This is a genomic window from Synechococcus sp. 60AY4M2, from assembly GCF_002760375.1.
GTDB lineage: Bacteria > Cyanobacteriota > Cyanobacteriia > Thermostichales > Thermostichaceae > Thermostichus.
In genome coordinates, this window is record NZ_AUMZ01000001.1 from 1,371,914 (window position 1) to 1,393,471 (window position 21,558).

Annotated in this window: 21 protein-coding genes and 1 tRNA gene; 10 read left to right on the forward strand and 12 right to left on the reverse strand. The window is 61.8% G+C overall.

All coding sequences use genetic code 11. From position 1 onward, the window contains the following. Positions 1 to 123: 123 nt before the first annotated feature. Genes mreD through SYN60AY4M2_RS06030 form a run of 3 tightly spaced genes read right to left on the reverse strand, consistent with a single transcriptional unit; the run spans position 124 to position 2,572 of the window. Positions 124 to 753, reverse strand: coding sequence for a rod shape-determining protein MreD (gene mreD / locus SYN60AY4M2_RS06020; protein WP_099812506.1), 630 nt, complete (start codon positions 751 to 753; stop codon positions 124 to 126). Beyond that, on the reverse strand, positions 740 to 1,483 hold the full coding sequence (gene mreC / locus SYN60AY4M2_RS06025) for a rod shape-determining protein MreC (protein WP_011429277.1): 744 nt from the start codon (positions 1,481 to 1,483) through the stop codon (positions 740 to 742). Before mreC ends, mreD begins: the two co-directional genes overlap by 14 nt. 60 nt (positions 1,484 to 1,543) lie before the next feature. Beyond that, a complete protein-coding gene (locus SYN60AY4M2_RS06030; RefSeq protein ID WP_011429276.1) occupies positions 1,544 to 2,572 on the reverse strand; it encodes a rod shape-determining protein in 1,029 nt (342 codons plus the stop codon). A 165-nt stretch (positions 2,573 to 2,737) separates the two neighbouring features. On the opposite strand from SYN60AY4M2_RS06030, the gene SYN60AY4M2_RS06035 reads away from it, so the two are divergent. Then, a complete protein-coding gene (locus tag SYN60AY4M2_RS06035; protein ID WP_071813547.1) occupies positions 2,738 to 3,154 on the forward strand; it encodes a VOC family protein in 417 nt (138 codons plus the stop codon). Between the two features lie 362 nt (positions 3,155 to 3,516). Here the strand turns inward: SYN60AY4M2_RS06035 and SYN60AY4M2_RS06040 are convergent, their stop codons facing one another. The 3 genes from SYN60AY4M2_RS06040 to SYN60AY4M2_RS06050 form a co-directional block, all read right to left on the reverse strand. Then, positions 3,517 to 4,224 carry a DUF2993 domain-containing protein gene (locus SYN60AY4M2_RS06040; protein ID WP_099834954.1) on the reverse strand — a complete coding sequence of 236 codons (708 nt, stop codon included), beginning with the start codon at positions 4,222 to 4,224 and terminating at the stop codon, positions 3,517 to 3,519. Positions 4,225 to 4,347: 123 nt separating this feature from the next. Then, positions 4,348 to 6,366, reverse strand: a complete 2,019-nt coding sequence (gene bchD, locus SYN60AY4M2_RS06045) for a magnesium chelatase ATPase subunit D (protein WP_099812509.1) — start codon at positions 6,364 to 6,366, stop codon at positions 4,348 to 4,350. A 125-nt stretch (positions 6,367 to 6,491) separates the two neighbouring features. Beyond that, entirely contained in the window at positions 6,492 to 7,934 is a 1,443-nt protein-coding gene (locus tag SYN60AY4M2_RS06050; protein ID WP_099812510.1) for a gamma-aminobutyraldehyde dehydrogenase, read from the reverse strand. Between the two features lie 168 nt (positions 7,935 to 8,102). Here SYN60AY4M2_RS06050 and SYN60AY4M2_RS06055 point away from each other — a divergent pair, with 168 nt between their 5' ends. The 3 genes from SYN60AY4M2_RS06055 (at position 8,103) to gatB (ending at position 10,113) form a co-directional block, all read left to right on the forward strand. Continuing rightward, positions 8,103 to 8,294: a hypothetical protein gene (locus SYN60AY4M2_RS06055; RefSeq protein ID WP_041438067.1), complete on the forward strand. Its 192-nt coding sequence runs from the start codon at positions 8,103 to 8,105 to the stop codon at positions 8,292 to 8,294. Further along, positions 8,291 to 8,575, forward strand: coding sequence for an acylphosphatase (locus tag SYN60AY4M2_RS06060; RefSeq protein ID WP_099812511.1), 285 nt, complete (start codon positions 8,291 to 8,293; stop codon positions 8,573 to 8,575). Before SYN60AY4M2_RS06055 ends, SYN60AY4M2_RS06060 begins: the two co-directional genes overlap by 4 nt. 65 nt (positions 8,576 to 8,640) lie before the next feature. Then, entirely contained in the window at positions 8,641 to 10,113 is a 1,473-nt protein-coding gene (gene gatB / locus SYN60AY4M2_RS06065) for an Asp-tRNA(Asn)/Glu-tRNA(Gln) amidotransferase subunit GatB (RefSeq protein WP_099812512.1), read from the forward strand. On the opposite strand, the gene SYN60AY4M2_RS06070 is transcribed toward gatB, so the two are convergent. Further along, on the reverse strand, positions 10,110 to 10,703 hold the full coding sequence (locus SYN60AY4M2_RS06070) for a nucleoside triphosphate pyrophosphatase (protein ID WP_099812513.1): 594 nt from the start codon (positions 10,701 to 10,703) through the stop codon (positions 10,110 to 10,112). The two genes, gatB and SYN60AY4M2_RS06070, sit on opposite strands and share 4 nt — an antisense overlap. Before the next feature lie 140 nt (positions 10,704 to 10,843). Here SYN60AY4M2_RS06070 and SYN60AY4M2_RS06075 point away from each other — a divergent pair, with 140 nt between their 5' ends. The 4 genes from SYN60AY4M2_RS06075 (at position 10,844) to SYN60AY4M2_RS06090 (ending at position 13,953) form a co-directional block, all read left to right on the forward strand. Beyond that, entirely contained in the window at positions 10,844 to 11,725 is an 882-nt protein-coding gene (locus SYN60AY4M2_RS06075; protein WP_011429266.1) for an ion transporter, read from the forward strand. Positions 11,726 to 11,747: 22 nt separating this feature from the next. After that, positions 11,748 to 12,254 carry a hypothetical protein gene (locus SYN60AY4M2_RS06080; protein WP_240527286.1) on the forward strand — a complete coding sequence of 169 codons (507 nt, stop codon included), beginning with the start codon at positions 11,748 to 11,750 and terminating at the stop codon, positions 12,252 to 12,254. 89 nt (positions 12,255 to 12,343) lie between these two features. Then, entirely contained in the window at positions 12,344 to 12,757 is a 414-nt protein-coding gene (locus SYN60AY4M2_RS06085; protein WP_011429264.1) for a PH domain-containing protein, read from the forward strand. 2 nt (positions 12,758 to 12,759) lie between these two features. Next, the gene (locus SYN60AY4M2_RS06090) at positions 12,760 to 13,953 is read left to right on the forward strand and encodes a glycosyltransferase (protein WP_099812514.1); all 1,194 of its coding nucleotides are present in this window, start codon (positions 12,760 to 12,762) and stop codon (positions 13,951 to 13,953) included. On the opposite strand, the gene SYN60AY4M2_RS06095 is transcribed toward SYN60AY4M2_RS06090, so the two are convergent. After that, positions 13,947 to 15,596: a hypothetical protein gene (locus SYN60AY4M2_RS06095; protein ID WP_099812515.1), complete on the reverse strand. Its 1,650-nt coding sequence runs from the start codon at positions 15,594 to 15,596 to the stop codon at positions 13,947 to 13,949. The two genes, SYN60AY4M2_RS06090 and SYN60AY4M2_RS06095, sit on opposite strands and share 7 nt — an antisense overlap. Positions 15,597 to 15,764: 168 nt before the next feature. On the opposite strand from SYN60AY4M2_RS06095, the gene SYN60AY4M2_RS06100 reads away from it, so the two are divergent. Further along, positions 15,765 to 16,184 (forward strand): hypothetical protein, encoded by a 420-nt coding sequence (locus tag SYN60AY4M2_RS06100; protein ID WP_011429261.1) that lies wholly within the window; start codon positions 15,765 to 15,767, stop codon positions 16,182 to 16,184. 63 nt (positions 16,185 to 16,247) lie between these two features. Here the strand turns inward: SYN60AY4M2_RS06100 and ssuE are convergent, their stop codons facing one another. Beyond that, complete coding sequence (gene ssuE, locus SYN60AY4M2_RS06105) at positions 16,248 to 16,799, reverse strand: NADPH-dependent FMN reductase (RefSeq protein ID WP_011429260.1); 552 nt, start codon at positions 16,797 to 16,799, stop codon at positions 16,248 to 16,250. Between the two features lie 108 nt (positions 16,800 to 16,907). On the opposite strand from ssuE, the gene SYN60AY4M2_RS06110 reads away from it, so the two are divergent. Then, positions 16,908 to 16,979, forward strand: a tRNA-Gly gene (locus SYN60AY4M2_RS06110). 389 nt (positions 16,980 to 17,368) lie between these two features. On the opposite strand, the gene nusB is transcribed toward SYN60AY4M2_RS06110, so the two are convergent. The 3 genes from nusB to SYN60AY4M2_RS06125 form a co-directional block, all read right to left on the reverse strand. Beyond that, positions 17,369 to 18,235, reverse strand: coding sequence for a transcription antitermination factor NusB (gene nusB / locus SYN60AY4M2_RS06115; RefSeq protein ID WP_099812516.1), 867 nt, complete (start codon positions 18,233 to 18,235; stop codon positions 17,369 to 17,371). Positions 18,236 to 18,354: 119 nt separating this feature from the next. After that, positions 18,355 to 20,514: an ATP-dependent helicase gene (locus tag SYN60AY4M2_RS06120; RefSeq protein WP_099812517.1), complete on the reverse strand. Its 2,160-nt coding sequence runs from the start codon at positions 20,512 to 20,514 to the stop codon at positions 18,355 to 18,357. Between the two features lie 11 nt (positions 20,515 to 20,525). Further along, positions 20,526 to 21,383 carry an HAD family hydrolase gene (locus SYN60AY4M2_RS06125; RefSeq protein WP_099812518.1) on the reverse strand — a complete coding sequence of 286 codons (858 nt, stop codon included), beginning with the start codon at positions 21,381 to 21,383 and terminating at the stop codon, positions 20,526 to 20,528. Positions 21,384 to 21,558 lie beyond the last annotated feature (175 nt).

Genomic DNA, 21,558 nt, shown 5'->3' on the forward strand with positions numbered 1-21,558 from the left:
GAGAGAGGAAATGGGGCAAGGAACCGTTTTGCCGCCGTTGGGAGCAGTAGCTGTGCAACCGATGTCCCATCGCGCCCGGCAGCGGCTGTGGGGAATGCAGATCACTGGCGGCAGAACCTGCAGCTAGGTCTCTCTCAAATCCCGCTCTTGAGATTGCCACCAACGGCTGAGGGGCCAATAGAGAGCGGGGGCCCACAGGCTGCTTAAAATGGCCGACGTGAGGGCATTGCGCTGATGGTTCCACCAGATGCTCTCCAGAGAACGGGGGCCATCGCCGCCAATGGCGCCGGCGGCGGGCGAGGAGTTTGCCAACCCATCCAACCAAGTTGCCATTTCCGCCGGCTCGAGGCCAGCGGATCCCTGAGAGGCCGTCAGCCACATCCATTGCAGCGCCATCAGCGTCTCGGCAATCACCACCATGCCGAAGACGATCAAAGCCACGGAGATGAAGTCCTCTTGCATGTAGCGCTGCTTCTGCAACTTGGCCGTGAGGATCCCGACCACCGCCAACCCCAGGGCATGGGTAGGATAAGGGTTGGTCAGGGCATCCTGCAGAAAACCCAATGTGATCCCGGCAACAGCCCCCTGCCAAGCCTTGCGCCGCACGCTCCAGCACACCACCCAGATCAGGGGCCAATCGGGGGTTAGGCCCGCCAGCTCCAAGCCCGGCCCCCGCCACCAAGGGGCCACCACCGCCAACAGCCCTGACAAGGCGGTGACCAGCCAATTGAGGCGAGACTTAAGGTTGAGCATAGCGGTAAATCAAGGCCCACTCCAAGAGGCCCAGGGGCGCCGACAATTCGACTGTGGCTTGTGGGGCAGGGCTGGCATCCAGGTTGATGGCTCGAACCGTTCCCACCACAACCCCCGCCGGGTAGAAGCTGCTCAGGCCCGAAGTTACCACCACATCCCCCACTTCCACTTTGGGATCCTTATCGAAAAAATCCAAGATGGCGTTCTGGGTGCCGGTGCCCCGCAAGATGCCCATGTGCCGGCTGCGGCTGAGCATCACCCCGACACGGCTGGTGGGATCGCTAATAAGCAGCACGCGGCTGGTGTTGGGGGTTACCGCCTCAACCCGCCCGACCAATCCCCCCGGTGCCATAACCACATCTCCTACCCTGACCCCATGCTGGCTGCCGCGGCTGAGGGTGAGCTGTTGCCACCAGTGATCGGCGCTGCGGCCCACCACCGCCGCCGGGATCCCTGCTTGGGGCATTTGCTCGGTAAATTGCAGCAGGCGCTTCAGCTCGCGGTTTTGGTGCCGCAGCTCGGCCACCAGGGCCTGTAGCTCGCGGGTGGCGGCCTGGCTAAGTACGGCGTCAGGATCCACAGGTGGACGGATGGGTGCGGTAAGCCAACTGTACAGCTCCACCAGCAGGGATCCCTGGGTCTGGCGCAAAGCCCAAGCCCCTCCTATCGCCGAAGCAGACAGGAGCAACCCCAAACCATAACGCATCCACCACTGGTGTAGCCGATTCAAGCAATACCTCTCTAACCCACTCGACTCACACCTCGAATCAGGGATTCAGAGGAAACTCCTCTAACCCTTGAAGCTGCCGCTCAACACTCGACCCAAGGTTTTGAAATCCTCCAAAACCCGCCCTGTACCGAGCACCACACAACTGAGGGGATCCGGGGCAATGTGAACCAGGATCCCGGTCTCATGGCTGATCAGGGCGTCTAGCCCCTTGAGCAACGCCCCCCCTCCCGCCAACATAATGCCGCGGTCGATGATGTCTGCCGCCAATTCCGGCGGCGTGCGCTCCAGGGTGCGCTTGATGGCCTCCACAATGACCGAGAGGGGCTCGGCCATGCTCTCACGGATCTCAGTGCTCTTCACCGTTACAGTGCGGGGCAAACCCGAAAGCAAATGCAGCCCCCGCACTTCCATGGTCATCTCCTCTTGAGTTGGGTAGGCAGAGCCGATTTGAATTTTAATCTCTTCGGCAGTGCGCTCCCCGATGGTGAGATTGTGAACTTTTTTCATGTACTGAATGATGGCCTCGCTCAGCTCGTCTCCTGCCACCCGCACCGACTCGCTGAGGACGATCCCTTGCAAGCTGAGGACGGCCACCTCGGTGGTGCCGCCGCCGATGTCGATGATCATGTTCCCGGTGGGCTCTTGCACCGGCAGCCCCGCGCCGATGGCTGCTGCCACCGGCTCATCCACCAAATACACCTCCCGCGAGCCGGCTTGCAGGGCCGCTTCCATCACTGCCCGTCGCTCTACGCCGGTCACCCCACTTGGGATCCCGATGACGATGCGCGGGGCGATCAAGTAACGACCTCCATGCACCCGCTGGATGAAGTGCTTCAGCATCATCTCCGCCGTGTCGAAGTCGGCGATCACCCCATCCCGCAGAGGACGCACAGCCACGATGTTGCCCGGGGTACGGCCCAACATTTTTTTGGCATCTTCCCCCACGGCCAGCGGTTGTTTGGTGTTTTGGTCGATGGCGACGACAGAGGGCTCCTGTAGGACAATGCCGCGGCCAGCCACATAGACTAGGGTGTTGGCCGTGCCCAGATCGATGCCCATGTCACGGGAAAATCGGCTGAATAGCCCCACGGTAGGTTGCTCCAGTTTTTATTCGTGAAGAAAGAGCAGCAAGTCTCGCTACCTACTATAGTCCAATCCTAGGAGAGGCGGGGATCCCTTTCCGAGTGGCGCAGTTAGGGCTGGCTATCAGCGGAAGTTCGGATTAGAATGAGTAGCTTCCTTTTTCCGGTTGCGATGCAGATTGCTGCAGCTTTGCTGAGCTTGGCCACCCCCAATTTGCCCCGTTTGTTGCACTTTTACCAGGCCCTCTTGGGGATCCCGCCCCAAGTCCAGCTCTCCAGGGAGGGAGAGCCAGTGTATGTGGAGTTTCGCCTGCCTGGCCTGCGACTGGGCCTCTACCGCAGTCTCCATCCAGAGTTTGCCGCCCAGGCGGGAGCAGCAAGTCTTTGCCTGCAGGTGCAGGATCTGGCGGCATGCCTGGGATCCCTGGCGGCGGTGTTGGCGGAGCACCAGATCTCCGTTTCGCCGCTGCGGCAGGCCTTTCACGGCCAGGAGGTGGACTTCCGGGATCCCGATGGCAATCGCATTGTGTTGCACCAACCTTCTGCGGCCTTCTGGCAGGCGATGACCTGGGAGGGGACTTGCAACTGAACCAAGACCCCTGAGGCTCAGGGGAGACTCTTTGGAACCTTTTCGAGCAAAAAAAGTTGTGGCAGGTGCTATGTCCCAGCCTGAATTCAAAGGGTCGTAGCCAGTTTGGGGGGACAGGCTTTTTCCCAATTGGGGCAAGAGGCCGGGGTGTTGGGAAAAGTCCCCCATCCCCTGTGGTTGAGAATAGTTAAAACTCGGAGGCTAGGTAGGGATGGCGGTGTCCCCGTTGAGGCTGAGCAGGTCATGAAAAAACCTCTGGGCGTCTGTCCGTGTTTCGACCCCAGAGGCTTCTTCTCTTCACTCCTCACCACCCCTGAGCGTACCCGCCTTCCAAAAGGTTGTCAAGCATTTTCCCAGGGGGGCTAGCGGGTGGGAAACCGCACCAGAGCAGCGCTGCCGTAGAGGATCATCTGGTGAGGCTGTAGGCACACCCGATCTACTCGCAGCTTGCTCCCTTGCAGGGCTAGCCGATCCAAATCCAGGAGCGCATTCAGGTGATCCACCAAGGCTCGGCTCAGGGCCCGCCCCTCCTCCGTGTCGCCCTCAAACAGCGGATCGGCAAGGCAAATGCGGCGACGTTCTAGCACCTCGATGCGAGCGGAAAAGCCCACCTGCAAGGGCTTTTCTCCCCCTGGCTGAACCTCGGCCTGCAATCGCAACCGCTGCTCTGGGGTGAGGTGAACCTCGACCTGATGAAATGAGAGCGGCTTGCCCCCCTGATCCACCTGAGCCAGCTTGTTCAGCACAAAAGGCGTGTTAAAGGATCGCGCCAGATCCGCTTCGCTCAGCACCACCCGCATCCTGGCCTGCACCGGCTGCCGCAGCTTAATCCGACCCTGCCAGATTTGGCTAAAGTCAATGGCTACAGCGTTGCAAAACAGCTCTAAAAGCGAAAGCCGCAGGCCGTTGTACATCTGCAGGTTCTGGCCCACCAGCTCAAAGCTGTCGATGCGTCCTTGCAGCAGCTTGGCAATGGGCTCTGCCCGCACGCGCGCCTCCAGCCGCTCTGCCTGCTTGAAGAGAGCGCGAATGGCTGCGCTCACTCCCCGGCTGACCCAGTCAGTAAGCATGGGATGAGGCAAAGAGAGTTCTGGCAGGAGTCCTGTGACCATAGGGCAAGCTAAGAGCGCCTACAGGGATCATAACCAACCATTAAGAAAAGTTACAGCTCCTACCGAGGGAGAGCTGCTCTCTCAAGGGTATGGGCGTCCCTCTTGCATGGCCGAGCGGGCCACGGCTGCGATCCCCTGGTCGGTGGCGCGGGGCAGATGAAAGTACCGTCCGCCCGCCAGTTCCGCCAGCTCGGCGCTGAAACCGGTGGTTACAAAGCGGCTCTGCGAGTCGATGAGAAGCAGCTTCAATCCCAGGGCGCGGATGCGCAGGGCGATCTCCCGCAGCTCCTGCTTCAGGTCGATGGGATCGCTTTCGCTGCGTCCCAGGGAGCGGCTGAGGGGGATGTTGGCCCGGCCATCGGTGAGGGCTACCAGGAGCACCTCTCCCACGTCGCCGCTGGCGCGGGCGTTCACCCCCAGGCGCACCGCTTGGGTGAGGGCATGGGCCAGTGGGGATCCCCCGCCGCAGGGCAGGGATTCCAGGCGGCGGCGGGCCAGCTCGATGGAGCGGGTGGGGGGCAGCAGCACCTCGGCAGCCTCGCCGCGAAAGGCAATCAGGGCAACTTTGTCGCGGTTTTGGTAGGCCTCAGTGAGCAGGCGCAGGGCGGCGCCTTTGGCCGCCTGCATGCGGTTGAGGGCCATGGAGCCGGAGGCGTCTACCACGAAGATCACCAAGGCCCCTGCCTTGCGGGCCAGCTTCTTGGCGCGGATGTCGCCGGGCTCAACAATGACGGCCCGCCCCGGCTGCCGCTGGCGGCGGCTTTTCTGGTAGGGGGCAGCCGCCCGCAGAGTGGCGTCGACGGCGATGCGGGGATTGGCGCCCTGGGGCAGGATGGGCTTGACGTAGCGGCCCCGGTCGGCGCTGAACACCAGGCTGCGGGATCCCGTTTTCCCTTGTTGGTTGAGGGATTGGGCAAAGGCCAAGAGGCGCGGGTCGAGGGCCACTTGTTCGGGATCGAAGAAAAACTCCTGGGGCAGGCTGGGATTTTCCGGCTGGGGCTCCGTCTCTTCTCTGTCTTCCCCCTCCTTGTCGGGCTCTGGCGGCTGGGGATCCGACTGTTGCGATTGGGGTGGCGGCGGGGGTTGGTCGGGATCGTAGCGGGCGCGGGGCAGCAGCACCAGTTGCACTGCCTGTTGCAGATCCTCGGCCACCAGGCGATCCCGTCCCTCCAGGGCGGCCAGGGCACAGGCGGCCCGCAGGGCAAACTGCTCCCCTCGATGGCCTTGGACGTTGCCGCGGATGGCCTCTTGCACCAGGTAGAGGATCTGTTCCCGTTTGGGCTTGACCTGGGGCAGCCACTCCCGCGCCAGGAGAATGCGGGTGCGGATTTCCTCCAGTTCCGCTTGGTGTTCCGCCAGAAAGGACTCGGAAGCGTCGACAAATTGCGTTGCCCGCTGGACAATTTCCCTGCGCTCTTCCAGGCTCAGCTCCTGCCCCACCGGCACCACCAGCGCCAGGCGATCCAGCAGGTGGGGGCGCAGGGATCCCTCTTCGGGGTTGTAGGTGGCCACCAAGAGAGGCCGGCAGGGGTGTTGCAGGCTCAGCCCTTCCCGCTCCAGGCGGTTGACCCCATCTCCCACCACCGTCAGCAGCAGGTTGACGATGGCGTCGTCCAAGAGGTGGATGTCATCCACGTAGAGCACGCCGCGGTGGGCGGCAGCCAAAAGCCCCGGCTGAAAAACCGTTTCCCCCTGCCTCACCGAGGCCTCCACATCCACGGATCCCAAGAGCCGATCCTCGGTCACCCCCAAAGGCACTTGGACAAAGGGAGGGGCTATCACCTGGGTGGGGGGTGTCGTTCCCTGGGGGTAGCGGGCCTTGGCCCAGTCCGACCAGGTCTCGGGCCGCGCCGGGTCGTCGTTGCAATAGGAGCCGGCAATCACCTCGATGGGGGGCAGCAGGGCGTGGATCCCTCGGGCCAAGACCGACTTGGCCGTGCCGCGCGGCCCCACCAGCACCACTCCTCCCAAGCTGGGATCCACCGCCGCCAACAGGAGAGCCAGCTTGGCGGTTTGCTGGCCGACCACGGCGGTAAGAGGGAAAGTGCGGGGAGGGGCTAGAGCTGCCGATCCTGAGGTTGAGGAGTAGAACGTGGCCATCGGCACGATAGGGGCTCGAGGTAGGGAGACATGCACTCAAGTCTATCGCTTGTAGGAGTTTCCCGGAGCCTTGCCAACTGGCTACCGCTAGCCTCTTCCTCGAACGAGGTTGCCAGAGCCACCCCTCAACAAGTAGCAATCATCACATGCTTGGCAATTTGATACTCTCGCACGGCCTCTGCCGAGAGATCTTTGCCAAATCCCGATTGCTTGAAGCCGCCGTGGGGAGCCTCGGAGGCGATGGGGAGATGATCGTTGATCCAGACGGTTCCGAACTCCAGATCGGCGGCCAGTTTCATGGCTCGTCCGAGGTCTTGAGTCCACACAGAAGCCGCCAGCCCGTATAGGACGTCATTGCCCAGGCGTAGCGCTTCCGCTTCTTCGCGGAACGAGCCGAGCGTGAGGACCGGCCCAAAAACCTCACTCTGCACGATCTCCGCTTTTTGATCGACATGGGTAATCACTGTGGGTTCGTAGTAGTAGCCCCGGTCAAACTGAGGAGGGATCCGCCCGCCGGTCAGCACCTTGGCTCCCTCGGCTTTGGCCCGCTCCACAAATCCCCTCACCCGCTCCCGCTGGGCTGCCGAGACCAAGGGCCCCATCTCCACCCCCGCCTCAAAAGGGGATCCCAGCCTTACTTTGCGCATCGCCTCGACGATGGCCTCTTGCATCTGCGCCAGCTTGCTCTCGTGCACATAGAGGCGGGTGGCTGCCGTGCAGTCCTGGCCGCTGTTGAAGGTGGCGGCAAAAGCAGCCTTGGCGGCCACAGTCTCCACGTCGGCATCCTCGAAAACCAAAAACGGGGCTTTGCCTCCCAGCTCCAGATGCACCCGCTTGAGAGTGTCTGCCGCCGTCCGCATCACCTGCTTGCCAGTGGCAGTAGAGCCGGTGAGGCTGACCATGCGTACCTGCGGGTGCTCCACCAGGGCTTGGCCGGTAGCATCGCCTCCGGTAACGATGTTGACCACCCCCGGCGGGATCCCGGCCTCAGCAGTCAGCTCCGCCAGCATCAGGGTAGTCAGAGGGGTGGTGGGAGCGGGCTTGAGCACTACTGTGCAGCCGGCAGCCAGGGCGGGGCCGATCTTCCAGACGGCCATCAGCAGCGGGTAGTTCCAAGGGGTAATTTGCGCGCACACCCCCACTGGCTCCTTGCGAAATAGCGAGGTGTAACCTCTGGCGTATTCTCCGGCGCTCAAACCATGGATGTCGCGGGCGGCAGCGGCAAAGAAACGCAGGTTATCCACCGCAAAGGCCAGATCCCCTCCCAAGCTGACCAGCTCGTAGGGCTTGCCGGTGTTTTCCGACTCCAGACGGGCCAGCTCGGCAGCGCGAGCTTCGATGAGATCCGCCAACTTCCAGAGGGCCAGGGATCGCTCGCCGGGGGTGAGCTTCGACCAACGGCCATCGTAGAAAGCCGTGTGGGCCGCCTGCACCGCCCGATCCACATCGGCAGGGCTGGCGTCCACCACCTCCGCCAATTGCTCGCCCGTAGCCGGGTTCTCGATGACCATCAGGTTTCCCCCTTGGCTGTCAACCCATTGGCCGTCGATCCAGAGTTTGTGGGCCATGGCCTCTTCTCAACTGCTCGCTAGCAACACTTCTCCCCATTGTGCCGAATCTTGTCCAGCTTGGAGGGCGTTGTCGAGGAGAGGGCCAAGCCGCCAGGGATCCCCTCTCTCTGGGGTTTCCGTCTGGTAAGGTCAGAAGGGAGCTTTCTGCACCAGCGAGGTTGGCCTATGTCTCCTGTGCTGTGGCAAGCCATTGGGTACGCCGGCGGGATCTCGCTGGGGATCGTGGGACTGGTTGCCCTTGTCAACTTTCTCTGGCAGCGCCTAGAGCAGCAGGCGGAGAAAGCTACGGCCCAGCCAGCCGAGTCGCCCTCGGCTTCAGAACTTGGCAACACCTCGGAGGGATCCCCCTCAGCATGAGCGACAGGGTTCGCGTTCACGTTTGGGTGCGCGGGCGGGTTCAGGGAGTGGGGTTTCGGGCCTACACCGAAGCCATGGCCCGCAACGCCGGCGTCCACGGCTGGGTGCGCAATCTGCGGGATGGCCGGGTGGAGGCGGTTTTTGAAGGATCCCCGGCGGCGGTGGAGGCGATGTTGCGCTGGTGCCAGCAGGGCAGCCCCGGCTCGCGGGTGGAGGCCGTCGAACACCGCTTCGAGCCACCCGAAGGCCTCTCCACCTTCGAGATCCGCCCCACCGTTTGAGGCAGCAGCTCAGCAGCTAGCGATATCCCACTAGAATGGGAAAACCTACTCTTTCTCGTTTGGCCATGACGGTTGCTGCCCCTGCCAAAGTGGAATACGAAGCTGTGATTGGGCTGGAGGTGCACTGCCAGCTCAGCACCCGCTCCAAGATCTTCTCCAGCAGCGCGACGGCCTTTGGCGCTCCCCCCAACACCCAAATTGACCCTGTCTGCATGGGCCTGCCCGGCACCCTGCCCGTGCTGAACGAGAAGGTGCTGGAATACGCGGTCAAGGCTGGCCTGGCCCTCAATTGCACCATCGCCCCCTACAGCAAGTTCGACCGCAAGCAGTACTTCTACCCCGACCTGCCCAAAAACTACCAAATCTCCCAGTACGACCTGCCCATTGCCACCCACGGCTGGGTCGAGATCCAGCTCAGCGACGGCCGCAGCAAGCGCATCGGCATCACCCGTTTGCACATAGAAGAAGACGCGGGCAAATTGGTGCATGCCGGCAGCGATCGGCTGTCGGGATCCAGCTATTCCCTGGTGGATTTCAACCGGGCAGGAGTTCCCCTCATCGAGATCGTCAGCGAGCCGGATATCCGCACTGGGGAAGAAGCAGCCGAGTATGTACAGGAGCTGCGCCGCATCCTCCGCTACGCCGGGCTGTGCGATGGCAACCTACAGGAGGGATCCCTGCGCTGCGACGTCAACATCTCGGTGCGCCCGCTGGGCTCCCCGACCTTTGGCACGAAGGTGGAAATCAAGAACATGAACTCCTTCAACGCCATCCAGCGGGCCATCGAGTACGAGTTCAACCGCCAAGTTAAGGCCGTGGAAGCAGGCGAGCCCATCGTACAGGAGACCCGCCTCTGGGAAGAAAACAGCCAGCGCACCATCAGCATGCGCAAGAAAGAGGGATCCAGCGACTACCGCTATTTTCCGGAGCCGGATCTGCTGCCCATTCGTGTGACGGAAGCGCAAAAAGCCCGCTGGCAGGCGGAGCTGCCGGAATTGCCCAGTGTGAAGCGGCGGCGCTACCAACAGGTGTACGGCCTCTCGGTGTATGACTCCCGCTACCTCAGCGACGAACGCAACACCGCCGAGTACTTTGAGGCCGTGGTTGCTGCCGGCGCCGACCCGAAGGCAGCCGCCAACTGGATGATGAGCGACATCGCCAGCTACCTCAACACCCACAAGCTGGACTACCCGGACATCGCCTTGAAGCCGGAAACCCTGGCTGAGCTAATCGGCCTCATCGAGCAAGGCACTATTTCCAGCAAAATTGCCAAGGAGATCCTGCCGGAGCTGCTGGAAAAAGGCGGCTCGGCCCGCGCCCTGGTGGAGGCCAAGGGCCTGACCCAGATCTCCGATAGCAGCCTCTTGGAGCCAATGATCGCCGAGGTGCTGGCCGAGAACCCCGAGCAACTGCAGCAGTACCGGGAGGGCAAAACCAAGCTCTTCGGCTACTTTGTCGGGCAACTGATGAAAAAAACCCAAGGACGGGCGGATCCCAAGCTGGCCAACGAGCTGCTCAAGCGGCATCTAGACGGCTAATTCCAGGCTTCGGTGAGGGAATAGCCCAATTCCTGGATCATGCGCCGCAGCAACGGCAAACTCAGCCCAATGACGTTGCCAGGGCACCCCTCGATCCGCTCCACAAACAAGCTGCCGCGGCCGTCAATGGCAAAGCAGCCAGCACAATTGAGCGGCTCGCCGGTGGCCACGTAGGCGCGGATCTCCTCGTCGCTGGGCTTGGCAAAAAACACCCGCGTTACGGCGTAGTGGACGAGGCGGCGGTTTTGCTTCATGTCAATCAAGGCATGGCCGGTGTAAAGTTCTCCCACTTCGCCCCGCATTTGCCGCAGGCGCCGTTCCGCCTCTAGAGCATTGGCCGGCTTGCCCAGGATCTCCCCCCCTAGGTAGAGCACGGAGTCAGCCCCGATCACCAAGACGGGCTCCCGTTGCTGAGCCGCCACCGCTTCGGCTTTGGCCGCAGCCAGCTTCTGCACCAGCTCCACCGGATCCGGGCTCTGGATTTGGCTTTCGTCAAAGTAGCTGGGTTGAACGCGAAAAGGGATCCGGGCAGCTTCTAACAATTGGCGGCGGGCAGGAGATTGCGAAGCCAGGACAATGGGAGGCAACATCGATTCAATGCTCAACTCAAGCCTAGACGTTTGCAGGACTGAAGTTTGCTCTACTACTAGTTTCCATTAACCTAGTCAAGGTACGCCCGATAGGCGCTCAAGGGAAACCCTCTCGATCTCTTCCCAACGGGATCCCGTCTGTGACCACCCTACCCTCCCAGGCCACCCAAACTGAGCTTGCCCCTGCTGGCCTCCTCCAGCGCTACTGGGGGGATCAGGACACACCCGAAAGCCGCTGGGTCAATTGGCTGGTGGCGGTGCTGGTTTTCTGTTCGTCTGCCTTTTTTGTAGTGGAGACCTACCCCATTCCCCCCCAACTCCGCCTTGGGCTGGAGCGGCTGGATCGCCTCATCCTCGGCCTATTCGTGGTGGAATATCTACTGCGCTGGGCAGCGGCCCTGCAGAAGCTGCGCTACGTCTTCAGCCTCTATTCGCTCATTGACTTGCTGGCGATTTTGCCTTTTTTTGCCGGGCTGACGGATATTCGCTTTATCCGCCTCTTGCGCTGGTTTCGTATCTTGCGGCTGCTGCGCCTGGTGGAGGGCAAGACCCTCTTTGGTCAGGTCATCTCCGCCGACACCCGCATCTTGTTGCGCATCCTTTTTACTCTCTTTGCGATTGTCTTCGTCTACTCTGGCCTCATCTACCAGGTGGAACATCCGGCCAATCCCGGCGCTTTTGCCACCTTTTTGGATGCTTTCTACTTTTCGGTTGTTACCATGACCACGGTAGGGTTTGGGGATCTCACCCCCACCTCTGAGCTGGGCCGGCTGTTGACGGTGCTGATGATCCTGACGGGCGTGGCCCTGATCCCTTGGCAAGTAGGGGAGCTGATCAAGCAACTGGTGAAAAGCGGCACCTCGCTGCAGTGGGCCTGCCCGGGATGCGGCCTCTCCCAGCACGATGAGGATGCCCAGTTTTGTAAGCGCTGCGGCACGCCGCTCTATCCGGATAGCCAAGCCTCTCCAGCCAGCAGTCCGCTGGCCAATCTGCCGGTTGGGGGCAAAGACAGGATAGGCTAGGACGGGATCGAGAGAACCTGCAATGTTGGCACATCCTGAATTGGCCATCCCTGGCAAGCTCAATGTAAAGGCGGGAGTGGTGATGCTGCTGGCAGCCATCGTCCTGGGCCTCATCCTCAGTCAGGTTCAGCCGCTGCTGCCCGCTCCGCAAGATTTGCCAGGGATCCCTAGGGAACCCCTTTCCTGGCAAGAGGTGCCCAAACAAAAGTACGCCTGGCACATCTGCTACGCCTTTTTGGGCAATATGGGGCTGATCAACATCGGCGGCGGCCTGGCGCTGGTGGCGTTGGGATCCCGCTTCACAGCCGGGCACCTGTTCTCCCAGATTCTTCTTTTGGGGGGAATGCTGCACCCTGCCTCTTGGGCTTTGGTGGCTCTGACAGGTCTGGAAGGGTGGGGCTGGCTGGGCAATGTCGGGGCGGTGGCGGTGGCGCTGGTGGTGATGGTGTTGTTTGTTCACCTGATCTTGGCTACCTACCGCTCGGGGCAAGCCCTCCAAAAACTGACTCGATCCCGCATCCACCGCTAACTCGGCAGACAGTTGGGGTGAGAAACCGTTTAGCTTAAGATTGTTTTTAGCATTGTTGATGCTGACATTCGACATTAGGTGGGCTGAGCATGGCGATCAAAGAAGAAGTTTTTTTTGAGGGCGGCCCTCACACGGGCGATCTGGTGTTGAACTCCTTCCTCGGCCTCACCCTCGTTGGCTTGCCTCTGTTTGTGGGCGCCCTGGTGCGCAAGCTTTGGGTTCACTACCGGATAACCAACCGTCGCATCACTGTGATCGGCGGCTGGGGCGGCAAGGAGCGCTCTGATGTCATTTACAAAGAGATTGCCAAGGTGGTGACGGTGCCACGGGGCCTAGGCACCTGGGGCGATATGGTGCTCACCCTCAAAGACGGCAGCCGCCTAGAGATGCGGGCAGTGCCCCGCTTCCGCGAGATCTACGCCTACATCAGCGAACGGCTGGACGAGAAAGCCAGGCAAGTAAGCGGGCCCATCGGCAAAAGGTCCCCCTCGACCCAAGCCTAGCCATGCCTGCTTGGGATCCCTCCTGGGTGCAGCGCCTGGCGCTGGTGCACGAGTATTTGATCTGGCCAGGGGGATCGGAAAAGGTTTTGCAGGAGCTCCTTGCCTTTGCCCCACAGGCACCTCTCTACGTCAGCCTCTTCTCGTCCCACACCTTGCCGCCGAGCTGGCAGCAGCGGTCGGTTTACACCTCGTTTTTGCAGGGCTGGGCCCGCTGGCTGGGGGTGCTGCGGCGCAACTATCACAGCCGCCTTAAGTACCTGCTGCCCTGGATGCCCTTGGCCTACGAGAGCTTTGACTTCTCCGCCTATGACTGCGTCATCTCTAGCAGCCATGCCTTTGCCAAAGGGATCCTGACAGGGCCTTCCACTCTGCACCTTAGCTACATCCACAGCCCGCCCCGTTACCTCTGGGAAAACCAGGAGCTCTATCTGGAGCGGGAGGGGTTGACGGGGATCCGCCCGCTTGCCGCCCTCAGCCGCTGGCTGTTGCACCGCCTGCGCCAGTGGGACTTTGTGGCAGCCCAGCGGCCAGACCTATTGATTGCCAACTCGCAGCACATCCGCCGGCGCCTGGCCAAGCTCTACCGCCGCGAGGCTGTGGTTATCTATCCGCCGGTGCCGCTGCAGGGGTTTGAGCCGGTAACCCATCCCCAAGCCGACTACGACCTGGTGGTGGGCCGGCTGGTGCCCTACAAGCGGGTGGATTTGGCGATCGCTGCCTGTAAGCAGCTGGGCCGCCGCCTGGTAGTGGTGGGGGAAGGGCCGGAGCTGCCGCGACTGAAGCAACTGGCAGGGCCGCAAGTGGAGTTTTTGCCCCACCAGCCCCAAGACCGCCTGCAGGAGCTGCTGGCCAATTGCCGGCTGCTGCTGTTTCCCTGGGAAGAGGATTTTGGCCTGGTGGCGGTGGAGGCGCAAGCCTGTGGTCGTCCTGTGGTCGCCCTGAACCGGGGAGGCACCCGCGAGACCGTCATCCACGGCCAGACGGGGATCCTCATCCCCGAAGCCAGGGTGGAAGCCCTCGTCGAAGGGCTGCGCCAGGCGGAGCGCCAGGAATGGGATCCGCAGCGGATTCGGACCCATGCCTTGCAATTTGCGCCGGAGCGGTTCCACGCCCAGTTGGGATCCCTGCTGCGCTGGGCCTGGCCCCGTTTCCAGGCGGGAGAGCGCTTGGATCCGCAAGAATGGCAGCCTCAGTAGGGCCGCCGCTGTACAAAAGCCGGCAACTCGATGCGGCTGCGGCTGCCCCCTTCTCCCCCAGCCCGTGCAGCCGCCAAGGCGGAGCGTCTCAGCAGCTTCTCCGCCCGATCCTGCCGCTCCTCAAGGGCAAGGGGTGGGATCCCACCAGCGGGCGTTCTCCCAGTTGTGAGTCGGCTGGTGGGTGGGGCGGCAGCCACCGCTGGGGAGGGAGCAGGCCCTTCAGCTGCCGCCTGAACCCGTTCCTGAGCCGGGCGGCCAGACCTGAGCTCGACACCTGCTTGGGGAGGAGCCGCAGACGACTGCCGCAGAGCGGCTAGCTGCTCCTCCAGCTCCTGATTGCGTTGCAACAACAGGGCCACCTCTTTTTCCTGAGTTTGGGCATAGGCGTGGGCCTGCACACACTCGGTTTTCAAAGTCGCCAGCTGCTGCTGCAGCTTCTCGATCTGTTTCTGGCTAACCAGATGATGGGCCTCCGCCAGCTCCTGTGCCCGCCGGGCTTCTTCCAGGCTTTCCCGAGTTGGTCGCTGGGCCAGCTCCCGAAGCTGCTGCTGCACTTCCTGCCACTGGACAAGGGTGGGCCGCTGAGCCAGCTCTTGGAGAAGCTGATCCCGTTCGGCCCGCAAGGCGTCGAGCTCCCGGGTGAGAGCCTGCACTTGCTCTTCTAGAGCAAGGAGCCGCTGCGTCTGCAGAGACTCCGCCTCGCCGCTGGGATCCACTTGGGCTTTTCGCTCTTGGCGCAGAGCCTGCAGCTCCGCCTCCAGTTTGGCAATTTGCTGGGCCTGTTCTGCCTGGCGCTGCTGGCTCTGCTGCAGCTCCGCCAGCAAGGTGGTTCGCTCGGCCTTGGCAAAAGAGGCTTGTTGGCGCAACTGGTTCAGCTCCGCTTGCAAGCTTGCCCATTGCTCCTGCGAAGGGCGTTCTTCCAATTCGCGAAGACGTTGCTGCGCTGCATTCAGGTCGGCTTGCAGGCGTGCCTTTTCGCTTTCCAGCTCGGCTTTGAGACGCTGCCCCTCAGCCTCGGCCTGGCGGTGGGCCGCCTCCAGCTCCGCCCGTAGGGCTTCCATTTCCTGCGCAGAGGGCCGAGCGGCCAGCTCCTGGATTTGCGCCTGCAACTGCGCCTTCTCTTCCTCCAGCGCTCGAATGCGGAGCTGCGATTGGGCTTGTAAAAGCTGTACCTGCGGCAACTTGACGGCGTATTCCCCCAACTGGTTGGCCTGCTGTTTCAGCTCCCAGAGCTCCTGCTGCAGTTGATAGAACCGGGCCGGATCGACGCGCCGCTGCAGTTCTGCCTTCAGGGTTTCGATTTCTGCTTGGCTGGTCTGCAACTGTTGCTGCAGGATCTGGTAGTGCTCCAGCGTGGGTCGGCGCTCCATTTCCCAGAGAAGATTTTGTAACTCTTCAATGTGCTGCTGTTGGAGCTGAAAAGCTTCCAGGGTAGGACGTTGTTCCAGCCGCGCCTTCTCCTCTTGACAAGCCTGCAAAGCTTGCTCCCGCTCCTGCAGTTGGGCCTGCGCTTCCAGCAGTTGCTGTTCCAGGCGATGGGTACATTCAATCTGCTGCAATGACAGTGCCTCTGACTCTGCTAGGGATCGCTCCAAGTTGCGCACGCGCGCCCGCAAAGCTTTCAGCTCCTCTTCCACTTCCATAGCCCGGCTGCTCGACAGATTATGGGCTTTACTCTAGCAGATGCTCCGGGCAAATATCCAGCTTGACACCACCTATAGCGTGAATTTTTGAGTTCTCCCAAAACTAACGCTAGAGATGTTGCCTCCATCCTCTATACTTGGGGGATGGAGTTCTGAAGCGGGAGCCCTGTGATCAAGCTGGGATCCAAACCTTGGGGGTTGACGCTGGCCCTGCTGGGCGTGGCTCTGGTCGGTTGTGGTGCCGCCGCGCTCACTGCCAGCCCCCCTCTGCCGCCGCTAATCACCAGCAGCGACATTCCTGCCGCCGTTAGCCGGGGCGGCTTTTTGGAGGTTGGGGTCTCGGTGTCGGTGCCGGGGCGGCTCCCAGCGGAGCTGGCGTTTCAGGTGTCATGGTCGGGGATCGAGGTGCAGACGCTGTCAGCAGCCCAGGTCAACTGTGTCTCCGGCAACGTGTCCTGCACTACTCGCTTCCGCATCCGCCCCCCTTTGAACTTGGTGCCCGGCTCTTACCTGCTCAGTTTACGGGTTTTCGACCGGTTGGGACAAAGTGCCGCTGTGACTGCGACGGTGCTGTTGAGGGATCCCTGAAGGCTGCACCGGAGAGTTGCCTTTCAGTTGTTGGCTGGGCGCTTCCGCATGAACGAAAAATCGTTATTTCACCGCCTGGGCAAGCGCCCGGATCCCTGCTTGCAGACGTTCTTCAATGTCGGCCTCCAGCCGCAGGGTGCCGTCGGCCTCAAACTGGATCTGCGAGCTGAGGATGTAGATCCCTTTCAAGATATGGGTTGCGCCCATCACGGCCAGCACCGGCTTCATGGCAAAGTCGATGGCCAGCAGGTGGGCCAGGGTTCCCCCGGTGGCAATGGGGAGAATCACCTTGCCGGTAAAAGCATCCTGGTCTAGCAAATCCAGCAGCGCCTTCAACACGCCTGGATAAGAAGCTTTATAGACAGGAGCAGAGATGACGATCCCGGCAGCCTGGGCCACCTTTTCCTGAATCTGCTGGAGGTGAGGGCTCTCAAAGTTAACCCGCACCAGATCCTCTGGCGGCAAATCCCGCACCGAGACAAACTCCGTCGTCAATCCCAGACCGGACAGGATCCCGGCAGCGTGGTGCAAAATCGCTTCCGACCGCGGTGGCGGGCCAGCGGCTTCCCGAGAAAGAGGGCCAGGACTACCGGAGAGCAGGAGGATGGCCGGCATGGATCAACAAAAGAAGTAGAACGCTGCTTCTGTTGTACCAGGGATCCCGTCCAAGAAATGCTAAACTATGCGTTAGGAAAGTCTCCAGGTTGTCGAGCCTGGATCCCTGCGGGCGTAGTTCAGTGGTAGAACGCTAGCTTCCCAAGCTGGATGTCGTGAGTTCGAATCTCATCGCCCGCTTCCCCATCGAAAACACAGAGGGATAGCTGGCTGGCCCCGTACTTGAGTGCGGGGCGGAAAGGCCCGTGAGCAACTTTAGCTGCTCATCAATGGCATAGTTATCACCGAGGCGTGCCGTTCCCAGGCGAGCCCCTAAGACGGTGAAAAACCCGACCGGTGGCAAGCGTCCGGAAGAGACTGCCGTCTCAGCCAACCTGCAACGACTCCGTCCCGCTGACGCGATCAGAAAAGTCAGCAGAACCTTGGGGCCTTGCCTCCAGGAACTGTCTAGAGGTGTCTTGACAACGCCTCTGTGAGTCCGCTTGCGGACTGCGTAAAAATCCCCTGGGCGGTAGGAGGGTCAAACAATCTGCCCCACGCAGGGCCTTCACCCTAAGGCAGTGAGGAGCCTAGCTTCTGAGATCCCCGGCTGGCGAAGGATTCCGACCGAAAGGGGCTTCCATGCGGCTGTCCACCACCCGCCGTAGCACCCCGTTGACAAAAGCGGCGGCCTCCGGATCCCCGTATTTTTTGGCCAATTCTACAGCTTCGTTGATGGCGACCTTGTCGGGGCTGCTGCGCAGGATCTCCATTTCCACTACCGCCAGGCGCAGGATATCGCGCTCGATCCGCCCCACCCGCTTCAGTTGCCAGCCTACCAAAACCCCTTGCAAACGGGCGTCGATAGCCTCCTTATGGGTGCGCAGGGCGGTCAACAGTTGGAGAGCGTAGGCGCGTACCTCTTGAGCTTGGGCAATGTGCAACAGCTCCGGCATGGAGAGGGCAACTCCCAGCCGGTTGACCGCCTTTTGGGACAACTGAACGACCTCATCCAGGATGCGGCGGACGCTGTACAGCCGCTGTTCCAGGTGTTCCAGGGCTTGGCCGGCGTTGCTGAGGGCCACTTGGGCTTGGTGGGCCAGCTCCAGCAATTCTCCCTGCACGGTGTCGCCGGCGTTGGCCTCCTTCAGAGCCGTTTCCAAGCGTTGCAGATGTCGTTGGGCCTGCTGAAGGCGGACAGTAAGAGAGCGAGCTCCGCCCTCTTCCTTGGCATCAGAAGCGGCCAATAACAGGGGATCGCTCTCGTGCAACAGGCGATCGCTGCGCTGGATCTCCGCCGCCGCTGTGGAGAGAGTTTCATGGGTCTCTTCCTGCAGAGCGCGGATGGCTGCCAGCAGCAAGTCCTCCAGTTGTTTTTCGCTCAGTTTGGCCGCTGTGGCCGGCAGTTGGTTGACCCCCAGCAGGGCCAGTTCGCGGGCAACACGCCGAGGTTGCATTGCAGAATACCCATGTTTTTAAACGACTGCCCCATCGCGCAAGGCGGCGCTATCGGGCTTAGCCATGCTAGCAGCCTGCCGCGGGGCAATGAAGAACCAGAGGCCCGGGCGCCTCGCTGTCAACTTGCCTCGCAAGGGCGGCTCAACACGCGAAACACCAACGATGCACTCTGCTCTTCGCCAAAGCGAGATTGGCTGGAGACGGAGAGGGTAAGCCGCCGTTTGCTGCGGGTGATGCCCACGTACAGCAGCCGCAGCCGCTCTGCGGCCAGATCCAAAAAGGCTTGCTCGGTGGCCGAGTCGGCCTGCTGCTCCCAACAACTTCTGCGGCTGAGCTGCCGCAACTGGGCCAGGGCTTCTGCTCTCATATCGACATCCTCCAAAAACCTCAGCCCCACCGGTCGCTCTTCAGAGTAGGTGGGAAACTCGTAGGCCGACACCTGGGGGATGAACACCTGATCCCATTCCAAGCCCTTGGCGCGGTGCAGAGTCGTAACGGTGATGCTGCCCGGCTCCGGGTTGAAGGCAAAGATCTCCGAGGGCAGGTTGTTGAGGCGGCGATCCAGAATCACCCGCAATTCTTGGGCAATCTCCTGCCAATCGACCTCGGGCAGGGATCCCAGCACCTGCTCCAACTGGTCGATGACGTAGCAACCCACAAACAGCTCTTCCGGCTTGCGGTAGAGGCTTTGGACAATCACATTGAGCACCTCCGGCCAAGGGGAGCGCCCGGCCCGCAGCCAACCGGCAAGGATGCGCAGCAGCCTGCCCAAGTTTTGCCAAGAGGGGCTATCCGGCAAAGTGGGGGCTTCCCCAAACTGGGGAAATAGCAGCCGCTCCGGCAGCGAGGCGCGGATCCAGTCCAGCATCGGCCCCAGCTCCAGGCGCGGGATCCCGGCCCAGTCGGCCAGGTGATCCACAGCAGCGGCCAAGCGGGCAGAGGAAATGGGCTGGGCCAACCAGTCGATGATTCCCTTGAGTTGCAGCAACACCCGCCGCTGGCTGGGGTTGCCCCGCAACAGATCGATCACCTGCTCTGCCCCCAGTTCCCGCAGGTAGTCGAGGGCCTTGCCCCCCAGCTCGTTGGTGGTGACCAGAATGGCCACCGTCTGGTCGGGAAAAGCCTGGGCGGCCGCCAGGGCCCACCGCGTCACCTCCTGCAGCTCCTGCTCCGGGGATCCGACTACCCGGCGAAACACCACCTCCCCTTCGCTGGCCGGGGGATTTAGGCCGCCAGCGCTGGCCGGGCAAATGTGCTGGGGAGCCAGGGCGGTGCGCAGGGCTGGGATGGGGTGCTTCTGGTTCACCCAGTCCACCAGGCGGTTGGCCAACTCCAGGATCTGGGGGGCGCTGCGGCTGGACTCTTTCAACGTCACCTGGGGATTGGCCTGACAAAAGGCGCGAAACAGCCGCGGCTCGGCGGTGGTGAAGGTGCCCATGATGCTTTGGTTGGGATCCCCGACCCGTACCAGGTTGCCGGTGCGCTGGCTGAGCAGCCGCAGCAGCTCTTCTTGGAGGGGGGAGCTGTCCTGGGCCTCGTCCTCGAATAGGTAGTCGTACCAATTTTGCACCTGCTGCCGCAGGGCCGGGTCGCGCTCGATTAGCTCCACTGCCTGCCAGCCCAGGTCGTCGTAGTCCAGCTTGCCCAGGCGACGCAGCTCCGCTTGGTAGGCAGCATAGATGGGGGCCGCCCAGCCCAGATAGCCCTGAGTAGTTGTGGGGATCGCCTCCGGCCCCAGACGCAGATTCTTGGCCGTGCTGATCACCGCCCGCACCATCTGCTGGAAGCTGCGTCGAAACCGCAGCCGGTTTCGGACCACCTTGTGGGGCTTCTCGGCAGGGATCAAGGGCTCCCAGAGGTGGGTGTGGTGGGCGAGCCAGGCGCGGCAGAGACGGCTGAGCAGGCGCTCCTGTTCATATTCCTCCAGGATGGACAGCTCTTCCCAAGGGCCGGGAACCTCCCGCAACACCCGCAGCGCCAGCGAGTGCAAGGTGAAGGCTTGGGTAAAGCGATCCAGATAGCCCGCCTGTTGCAGGCGTTGGTTGATGCGGTTGATCAAATTGCTTCGCGCCGAACGCATGTAGGTGAACACCCCAATGCGCTCCGGTGGAACGCCGCGATTCAGGATGAGATCGGCGATTAGCAGCTCCAGGATAAACGTCTTGCCGCTCCCCGGAACTGCCGCGATCCCCAGAGGCCCCGACCGATACGCCAATGCCCGTTGCTGTTCTGGACGCAACGTGACTTGGGGAAAAGGAGAATCTGCCAAGCTCACCATTGCATCCGCAACTAGCCGAGGATAAAGGTCTCAATGGCCACCGCCACCCCATCTTCGGTGACGGGGGGAGCAACCCAATCAGCGTGGGGCAGCAGAGCCGGCGAGGCGTTCCCCATGGCTACCCCGATCCCCGCATACTGGAGCATCTCGATGTCGTTGTCGCCATCGCCGATGGCCATCACCTGATCCGCCGACACCTCCAGCAGCTCTTCCGCCAGAAAACGAACGGCATTGCCCTTGTTCACCGCCGCATGGGTGGCCTCCAAAAAAATCGGCTCCGAGCGGGTGAGGTAGATCTGCTCAGGAGAATACCGCTGCCGCAGGGATCCCTGGAGTTGCTGCAGAAACTCCGTATCCTCCGAAACAGCCAGGATCTTGGTGGGGCTTTTCCCGTGTTGGGCGGGGGAGAGCATCTGGAACGGCACCTGGGAGCGCTCGGCATAGGCTTGGCTGAGGGGGCTGAGCTCCCGCAAATAGAGCTGATCGTCGATGTAGAGGTGCACCCCCACCGGCTGATCCTGCAGCACCTGCAGCAGCTCCTCCGCCAGCGACCAGTCCAGGCTCCAATGCTTCAAGGTCTTTTGGCTGTCGGGATCGCGAATGAGCGCCCCCTGATAGCTGCAGAGGGGCATATCGGCCCCAATGGCGTAGTGAAACCGCTCAGCAGAGCGATGCATCCGACCTGTAGCAATGGCTACCCGCACGCCTGCCGCCTTGGCTTTTTGAATGGCCTGCCGCACCGGCTCCGAAACCTGGTTGGAAGGCCCGGCAATCGTGCCGTCGATGTCCAATACCAACAGCCGAATGTCTCTCCAGGATCCTGCCTCCTTTTTTCGCTGTTGGACTTGAGCTTCTGCTCCGGTTTGCATTGCCCCTCCTCCTGGCAACCTCCCAGACACTAACACAAAAGGATAGCTGGGTAGCCCCGCACTTTAGTGCAGGGCGGAAAAGCCCGCTAGCCACTTTAGTCGCTTACCCATGATGGGGGTCGTTGATATAGTTTCATAGCTCAAACAACCTCTTCCTGACTTCTCCTACCAAGAC